Genomic DNA, 6,736 nt, shown 5'->3' with positions numbered 1-6,736 from the left:
CTCCGGGCCTCTGCGACACGCACACGGCCAGCGGGGACAGAACATGCGCAGCTGGAGCACTCCGGGCCTCTGCGACACGCACACGGCCAGCGGGGGACAGAACATGCGCAGCTGGAGCACTCCGGGCCTCTGCGACACGCACACGGCCAGCGGGGACAGAACATGCGCAGCTGGAGCACTCCGGGCCTCTGCGACACGCACACGGCCAGCGGGGACAGAACATGCGCAGCTGGGGAGCTGCAAAAAAAAGCCCCTCGAAAGGGGCTTAATTTTATTTCTTTTTAATCTCTTTAACGAGTCGGGCGATAGCCGTAATGAAAGTGGCAAGTGCGAGGATGATCTGAGGGAGGTTTTGGATAAGTTCAGTGCTCATCGATAAGACCTTTCTAAAGGAGGGATGTCGTTTCCGACAAAACAATTATCCCTGAATCAGGGGGGCCGCTCCAATTGATTGTTTATATCCCTTTGCTTGTCCCGATAGTCTCTCTAAATTGATCCTCACATTTCTTTCTGGCGTAAAACCGTTTTTAATTTCCTTTCTTTCGCAAAGCTGCAGCCCGGACTGAGACGACTTTATCTGCAAAAGCTTTTCCTTCCAGATAATCAAAGTTTCTTGTTCTGGCGTTATATTTTTGGGGCAGGGGAGAAGGGATTTTTACACCGAAGATTTCCCCGGTTGTCTTGAGTGCATGAACCAGTTCAGCCTCGCTTACACCGGCCATTTGTGCCAGTAACCCCGTCCGAATGCCTACGCTTTTACTCATAATCCGTGTATCCAGATTTTTTGAATAATAACTCTGCCGACCGTCGCCGCTGCAGCAGCTGGCCATCGATGCCGGCATTTTTATGAATGACATTAAATCAACAAGTTATGTATTCCTATCAACATAAGAACATGTTCAAATTTCATGAACGACACTAGTCGAAAACGAAATTAATGACGCTTTTCGCTCTCACGATAACGCCAGGGTTCTACAGCTCCGGGCATTGACCAAAGGCCCACTTTTTCCACCCGCGCCCTACTTTCCAGATTCTCCATGTCCTGACTGGTTGCCTTTCCGTGATACCGGTAAGCCCATGCCATGCCATTCTTTACCATTTCTTCGTTAATAAAATATACCTGGCATTGCGACTGGCATTTTTTTACCAAAACATTAGCTAGTGTTCTACCGTAGCGATCTGTGCCGGTTGATTTAATTTCAACATCTGCAGCGTTACTCACCAGTTCAATGAGTTTTTGTTTAGCCCGTTGGCCGAACGGCTGACTTTTCTCCGGTGCGTCGATATCAGCCAGACGAATCCGAAGCAGGCCGCTATCTTCACGAACTTCCAGCGTATCGCCATCCAGGATACGCGTTACAGTTGCAGCGGAAGCCGCGACGGGTAGCAGTAATGCCAGAATGCCAGCAACAATAGAATGATTTTTCACAGTATTTTACCCTTTAGATCAGGTGTGAGATCTTGCCCCTTTGCCTTGGCCTCTTCAAACAGCTTTTGTTGCTCGGCCTGGAGAAATTCTAAATCTTCTCTAAAAAGAATATCTTTGCCGTACAGACGTTCCTTAAAAATCGCCCTAAACTCTTCGTCGTGAAGGCTATCATAGACAAATCCCCAAAGAATTACGGAAGGCACAGCGTACTTTAGATTTCTGTTAATTAAAGCAGAAACAAATAACCACGCCATTACTACAAGCAGCAACATAATTAATACGGATATGATGCCTACATAAAAGTATCCGATGACAGCCATGATTAAACAAAGAGGCAATGGAACCATTTTACTTATCATGATACGTTTCTTTAAAGCATGATTAAAATCATCATGATTTTCAATTCTACAATATGTTTCAAAACTAACTTTATTTTTTAATACCTTATTCAAAAGCGCATCTTTTTCATCGTTAAAATTAACTTTTCTTTTTCTTTTAACAAGAAACTTAAATTCATGTTCATTAACCTGCGCTGTCATTTTCCACCTCCATTAGATAACGGCTCATTTTTTGTATCAGCGGTAAACACCGCAGACCATGAATGTAAAGGCTCTCCATTCTGGCGTGTAATTAAAAACGAGTTATCTTTGTCACTCAACCAACGTACATTAAGTGTCTCGTTTGGTTTATCTCCTTCGTATATAAATTTACTTGGGTTTTTTGCTTCTAACTCACTCAAATCTTTTACATACACTCGAATTTGTTTAATATCCTTATTAACTTTTATACAGTATTTCTGTTTATCGTTCTGACACTCATCAAATCCATGAATAACAGATGTGTTACCTTTAGAGTTAGCAACAATAAATCCAGGCTGAAAGAAAAATGTTAAATTCCCATTATTATCACGACTTGCCGTAGTTTTTGCAGCCCATGATGTTGAGGCGATATTTTGCTGGCTGTTTTCTTTTGCATCTTTTTTAGCCTGGTCGCAACCAGTTAATGCAATAGAAATTGCCGCACAAAAAACCATTAAAATAGATTTATTCATCTTTTTTACCCCCTTCACTCATCATTTTTTCCCAATCTGCATAACCCATTTTAGACTTATTTTCCTTTAGCCATTGTTCATATAACTGGTGCTTTGCTAACATTATTTCGGTTGCATCATAGACCGGATATCCACTGCAATTACAGCTTTGTCTCTGTTTTTGTCCTGTCTCGTTATTAAGCGCTGTATTTCTAGAAAGTTGCTGTTGGGTATGTAAATTAGTAATAGTGATAGTCGAAGACATCACAGGGCCAGAAAATAAAACCGCAACAACATTACAGATAATAATATGCTTATACATTTTTCTTATTCTCTTGTTGTTTGTGTTTAGCCCATACGGATTTTACTAGACTCACGCTACATTCACAAAGCTCTGCTGTTTCCGCGATACTTGTCTTTTTTAAACGATACTCGATGATGCGTTTATGAAGCAGCAAGTCTGCAGTTCGGCCCTGATACCGGCCTTTGCGTTTAGCCAGTTCTATGCCCTCTTTCTGACGTTTGCGACGATTTTCATAATCATCCCTTGCCAGCTGCAGGGCAACTTTGAGCAGCATATCCTGAACAGATTCCAGAACGACCTTAGCAACACCGGTTTGTGCGTTAGCCAGCTCAGTAAGATCCACAATACCGGGAATGGCAAGTTTCGCGCCCCGCTCTTTTATCGAGTTTATTAACGCCAGCGCACTATCGAGCGGTAGACGACTGATACGATCTATATGTTCTGCAATAACTACTTCATCTGGCTGCAGATCATTAATCATTCGTTGCAGTTCCGGGCGGTCAGCTCTTGCACCGGACGCCTTTTCTTTATAGACACCGGCAACATAGAATCCATTTTTCCGGGCATTTTCGATAATCTCATTTTGCCTGGTCAAATCCTGTTCTTCTGTACTAACCCGCAAATACACCCGCGCTATTTTCATAAAATGTCATATCCCAAAACTTAACTATCATTTATTAAAATACTTATTTCTCTCATCCTCAGATGTGAAAACGAGAAATTCAGTACCTGCGGGGATTAATGCAGAATAGCTCTTTCTGTGTATTGTCTTTGTATCAGGTGCTAAATATAGTGTTTGTTTAACTGAGTATGGGGTCTTATCACGGTCACTCCCCTGACAGACTTTGCTGTTGATAACAAAATCCCACGCTTTGCTTTTCGGTGCGTCTGGAATTTCTACGCCTAATATTTTTGCATTTTGTTCGGAAACTAACAGCGCCTGCCCGAAATAATAACAACTGCCCTTCTTGTCAGCAAATTTAACATCTTGATTGCCGTCATCGACAATATCATTCATATTCAAAACTCTAAAAACTTGTTCATTGTTCGCATATGCGAAGTTTACCAATGGAAACGCCATCATTAAAACAACAAAACATCTGTATTTTAAACTCATTTTATCTAACCTCATAGATTTTAGCGGCTAAAATTAACTTTTATCTTGTTGATTATACTTCTGTAATTTTACAGCCCCTTTACCTATTAAACTCTTGTCTCTTTCTTTCAATAAAAGGAGTTCCTCTCTAATTTTAAACAGATCACTCCATCTGAGCACCCCATATTCTTCATTCTGCGTTTCTGCAAGTCTTCTTTTGGCGTAATTATCAATATTTTTAGAATCGGCCAGAAGTGAAATAAAATCATCACTAATCACGCCTGTTTGAGGACCACCATTTTTAAAATCAGAGTATTGCATCTTTAACTTGGCTAAAGACATTCTCCTGTTTAAAATCAAAGTGGCACTAAGAAAAAACCCCCACATAGCAATCAATAAACAGAGGAATCTATTTATATCAAAGTACCAATACATCACAGCGGCTGCCGCGATAAATGTTGGTATGTAATACCAGCAAGAATAAATTCTTTTTTTGTTTTCCTTGTTATAACCCCTGCAATAGTTATCTATTAAATCTAAAATAGGATCTGATTTATTCATTTTTATATTCCATCATCATTTATTTAAGGAAGGGCTTTAAAAACTCGCGCGCGCCATTGTTTTCAGGCATCGAATTAACAATGCGCCGGATGGCAGCCTTATGCTGAGGCGTCTTGTTTACAAGAGCCATTAGATTGTCATTGGCTGTTTTAGTAATGTGATTATAACGGCTATATTCTTTCGAATTAAATAAACGCCAAAAAAAGCCACAATTACGTAAACGATCTTCACAAAACTTTAGTGCGGCTAATTGTTTTCTCACTTCCAGTTCTTCGTCAGGAATTGTACCTTCTTCTACCATTTCCCCCGGTTCAATCAGATAGTGTTCATCAAGGGGATCATTCAAATATTTGCTATATGTCATATATTTATTCCACCTCTGTTTTTTCCAGACTAAGGAAGCTGATTAACTATCAAACCCAAACACCATACGCACTTCGCCATACTCATTTTGAAGCGCTTCTACAGTTTTCAGGAATTCAGAGAACTCTTCTCTGATTTTTACTACCCAGGATACTTCAATATAGCCGGGACGACCTGACAGGTCTGGTCCATAGATAACATCTGCTGATGGCTTTTCGGCACCATTCCATTTTTTATATTCAGCTTCGGCCAAACAGCCTTTCATTGTGATTTCCTGGTCTGGTGCATTCAGGATCTCATCGGCACTCAGCCAGCTTTGTGAATACTCCCCCGGACCATCCTCGTAACGATAATCCATCGGCAAATCCCTGGGTTTTGCTATTGGCTGGACGCCATACTCATTTTGTTGGTTGGCTAACCATGCGAAGAACAAATAATTGCGCTCGATGGCGTATTGATTATGTACCGGCTCCCACTTACCGTTTCTCTTCGCCTCAAACTCCACTTTTACGTCAATACCCATCGTTCATAATTCCTTATTTTTAAAGTAATTTTCATTGGGTGTATCGCCAGTGATCCAGTAGTTTTGATTGATAATCCACGAACGCCGGTCAAAAGCGACAGCCTGACGACAATTGATCAACCAGTACCACCAGGCTGCAATGCGCAAATTGCCCTCATACAGAATCGAACCATGAGGAACGCCAACGATGTATCTGGCTTTAGGTTTCCTGTTTCCCACAAATCCCCTCCCCTTGCCGTACAGACGGTTAACTAAGGTATACCCTTAAAAGCCACGGTGTTTAGGTATGGCTTTTTTACAACAATTACAGTTTATACTGGCTAGGCCAAACAAAGCAACTTAAAAAAGCCTACCACACATAAAAATGACATGACAGCACTTCTCTAGACAGCCAGCGCCTCTTAAACTAGCATAACTGTATATATGTACAGTTATGCAGGAGCGCGTATGGGCGGTAAAGATGCAAACTATCAGGTTGTCTATAGGGGAGAAGTGCTTGAGTTTCTAAAGCATGGAGAGTGGGTTTTCTTTCAGCGGAGCAAGGATGTAGGAGGCGGGTACTGGCTTGGCCGTACATATCCTGATTTTTATCAGTTTGGCCCGGAACTACCGGTATCCTTGTTTCAGGGATTACAGTACATTCTGGCTTCGGATAAAGTTGAAGCGGTAAGCAACACCTTTGATGATGATTTTGAACTTTTTGGATGACTACGGGGTTTACGCCATAAGAAAGAATCAGCAAAGCGGCTATGATTTTAGCCGCTAAAAGGTTTTTTATTCAGGCTCCTACAGATCACTAATTATTTATCTTTAAACTTTTCCTGTAGTTCTCCAATGCCTTTAGTCAGTTGGCTACTGTGACCACTTTTATAGTCAGGCCATGGGATAAATAGTTTATTACTCTCCTGCATCATGGCTAAACCTGATGTACACCGCCATTCTGTTTCTCCTTCTTTATTGTATTTAAAAACTACCATTCCTTTTTCACAGTCAACGTCGGTTGCAACAGATTTTATGAACAATCCATTTGCCTGACCTGTTTCCCCTGAATTAAATAAAGCTGAATCAAAAAATATAAAACACAAAACAAGGGAAAGAATTGCACAACCCATAAACCAGAATCTTTTACCTTTCTCTGAAAGGCTCCAGAACAACACGGAAAGCAGCAGGGAAGCTACGACGCCAGCCCACTGAACTAAAAGCGCAATTGTTTGCAATGTCGCAACTGAATACGGCGTATTAGCAAAAAAAATAGATAAGCCAAACGGTAAATTAACGATTATTACCAGAGGCATGACAGCAAATACCTTTTTTGCTTCTTTGACCTGCATTTCCCTATTGCCATTTACTCCAAACAATACACTTTTAAACATCATACTTATAAATGTAAGAGAAAGTGCGGAACATATAAGCATATATAACATTATCCA

At 41.1% G+C, this 6,736-nt stretch carries 12 protein-coding genes; 1 reads left to right on the top strand and 11 read right to left on the bottom strand.

What is annotated here, in order from left to right; genetic code table 11:
• Positions 1 to 527 precede the first annotated feature (527 nt).
• From ABIB59_RS25510 to ABIB59_RS25465, 10 genes are all read right to left on the bottom strand, one after another.
• Positions 528 to 764 (bottom strand): hypothetical protein, encoded by a 237-nt coding sequence (locus ABIB59_RS25510; RefSeq protein ID WP_033557745.1) that lies wholly within the window; start codon positions 762 to 764, stop codon positions 528 to 530.
• A 170-nt stretch (positions 765 to 934) separates the two neighbouring features.
• The gene (locus ABIB59_RS25505; RefSeq protein ID WP_033557746.1) at positions 935 to 1,429 is read right to left on the bottom strand and encodes a thermonuclease family protein; all 495 of its coding nucleotides are present in this window, start codon (positions 1,427 to 1,429) and stop codon (positions 935 to 937) included.
• Entirely contained in the window at positions 1,426 to 1,968 is a 543-nt protein-coding gene (locus ABIB59_RS25500) for a hypothetical protein (protein WP_210761562.1), read from the bottom strand. Before ABIB59_RS25500 ends, ABIB59_RS25505 begins: the two co-directional genes overlap by 4 nt.
• On the bottom strand, positions 1,965 to 2,480 hold the full coding sequence (locus ABIB59_RS25495) for a hypothetical protein (RefSeq protein ID WP_033557748.1): 516 nt from the start codon (positions 2,478 to 2,480) through the stop codon (positions 1,965 to 1,967). Before ABIB59_RS25495 ends, ABIB59_RS25500 begins: the two co-directional genes overlap by 4 nt.
• On the bottom strand, positions 2,473 to 2,781 hold the full coding sequence (locus ABIB59_RS25490) for a hypothetical protein (RefSeq protein WP_033557749.1): 309 nt from the start codon (positions 2,779 to 2,781) through the stop codon (positions 2,473 to 2,475). Before ABIB59_RS25490 ends, ABIB59_RS25495 begins: the two co-directional genes overlap by 8 nt.
• Positions 2,774 to 3,406, bottom strand: coding sequence for a recombinase family protein (locus ABIB59_RS25485; protein ID WP_033557750.1), 633 nt, complete (start codon positions 3,404 to 3,406; stop codon positions 2,774 to 2,776). Before ABIB59_RS25485 ends, ABIB59_RS25490 begins: the two co-directional genes overlap by 8 nt.
• 27 nt (positions 3,407 to 3,433) lie before the next feature.
• Complete coding sequence (locus tag ABIB59_RS25480; RefSeq protein WP_354037495.1) at positions 3,434 to 3,880, bottom strand: hypothetical protein; 447 nt, start codon at positions 3,878 to 3,880, stop codon at positions 3,434 to 3,436.
• A 33-nt stretch (positions 3,881 to 3,913) separates the two neighbouring features.
• On the bottom strand, positions 3,914 to 4,420 hold the full coding sequence (locus tag ABIB59_RS25475) for a hypothetical protein (RefSeq protein WP_354037493.1): 507 nt from the start codon (positions 4,418 to 4,420) through the stop codon (positions 3,914 to 3,916).
• Positions 4,421 to 4,439: 19 nt separating this feature from the next.
• A complete protein-coding gene (locus tag ABIB59_RS25470) occupies positions 4,440 to 4,784 on the bottom strand; it encodes a hypothetical protein (protein WP_210761559.1) in 345 nt (114 codons plus the stop codon).
• Between the two features lie 42 nt (positions 4,785 to 4,826).
• Positions 4,827 to 5,306 (bottom strand): hypothetical protein, encoded by a 480-nt coding sequence (locus ABIB59_RS25465; RefSeq protein ID WP_354037492.1) that lies wholly within the window; start codon positions 5,304 to 5,306, stop codon positions 4,827 to 4,829.
• A 447-nt stretch (positions 5,307 to 5,753) separates the two neighbouring features.
• On the opposite strand from ABIB59_RS25465, the gene ABIB59_RS25460 reads away from it, so the two are divergent.
• Positions 5,754 to 6,014, top strand: a complete 261-nt coding sequence (locus ABIB59_RS25460; protein WP_354037490.1) for a hypothetical protein — start codon at positions 5,754 to 5,756, stop codon at positions 6,012 to 6,014.
• Between the two features lie 92 nt (positions 6,015 to 6,106).
• Here the strand turns inward: ABIB59_RS25460 and ABIB59_RS25455 are convergent, their stop codons facing one another.
• On the bottom strand, positions 6,107 to 6,730 hold the full coding sequence (locus ABIB59_RS25455) for a hypothetical protein (protein WP_354037488.1): 624 nt from the start codon (positions 6,728 to 6,730) through the stop codon (positions 6,107 to 6,109).
• Positions 6,731 to 6,736 lie beyond the last annotated feature (6 nt).

The sequence above is a fragment of the Citrobacter sp. UYEF32 genome (genome assembly GCF_040546205.1).
Taxonomy (GTDB): Bacteria; Pseudomonadota; Gammaproteobacteria; order Enterobacterales; family Enterobacteriaceae; genus Phytobacter; species Phytobacter diazotrophicus.
This window is presented reverse-complemented; position numbering and strand designations above follow the sequence as displayed.

Bases quoted from the DNA above. Each gene is read 5' to 3' on its own strand.
- ABIB59_RS25455 (WP_354037488.1), bottom strand. From the start codon at position 6,730: ATGTTATATATGCTTATATGTTCCGCACTTTCTCTTACATTTATAAGT.
- ABIB59_RS25490 (WP_033557749.1), bottom strand. From the start codon at position 2,781: ATGTATAAGCATATTATTATCTGTAATGTTGTTGCGGTTTTATTTTCT.
- ABIB59_RS25465 (WP_354037492.1), bottom strand. From the start codon at position 5,306: ATGGGTATTGACGTAAAAGTGGAGTTTGAGGCGAAGAGAAACGGTAAG.
- ABIB59_RS25495 (WP_033557748.1), bottom strand. From the start codon at position 2,480: ATGAATAAATCTATTTTAATGGTTTTTTGTGCGGCAATTTCTATTGCA.
- ABIB59_RS25460 (WP_354037490.1), top strand. From the start codon at position 5,754: ATGGGCGGTAAAGATGCAAACTATCAGGTTGTCTATAGGGGAGAAGTG.
- ABIB59_RS25480 (WP_354037495.1), bottom strand. From the start codon at position 3,880: ATGAGTTTAAAATACAGATGTTTTGTTGTTTTAATGATGGCGTTTCCA.
- ABIB59_RS25470 (WP_210761559.1), bottom strand. From the start codon at position 4,784: ATGACATATAGCAAATATTTGAATGATCCCCTTGATGAACACTATCTG.
- ABIB59_RS25485 (WP_033557750.1), bottom strand. From the start codon at position 3,406: ATGAAAATAGCGCGGGTGTATTTGCGGGTTAGTACAGAAGAACAGGAT.
- ABIB59_RS25510 (WP_033557745.1), bottom strand. From the start codon at position 764: ATGAGTAAAAGCGTAGGCATTCGGACGGGGTTACTGGCACAAATGGCC.
- ABIB59_RS25475 (WP_354037493.1), bottom strand. From the start codon at position 4,420: ATGAATAAATCAGATCCTATTTTAGATTTAATAGATAACTATTGCAGG.
- ABIB59_RS25500 (WP_210761562.1), bottom strand. From the start codon at position 1,968: ATGACAGCGCAGGTTAATGAACATGAATTTAAGTTTCTTGTTAAAAGA.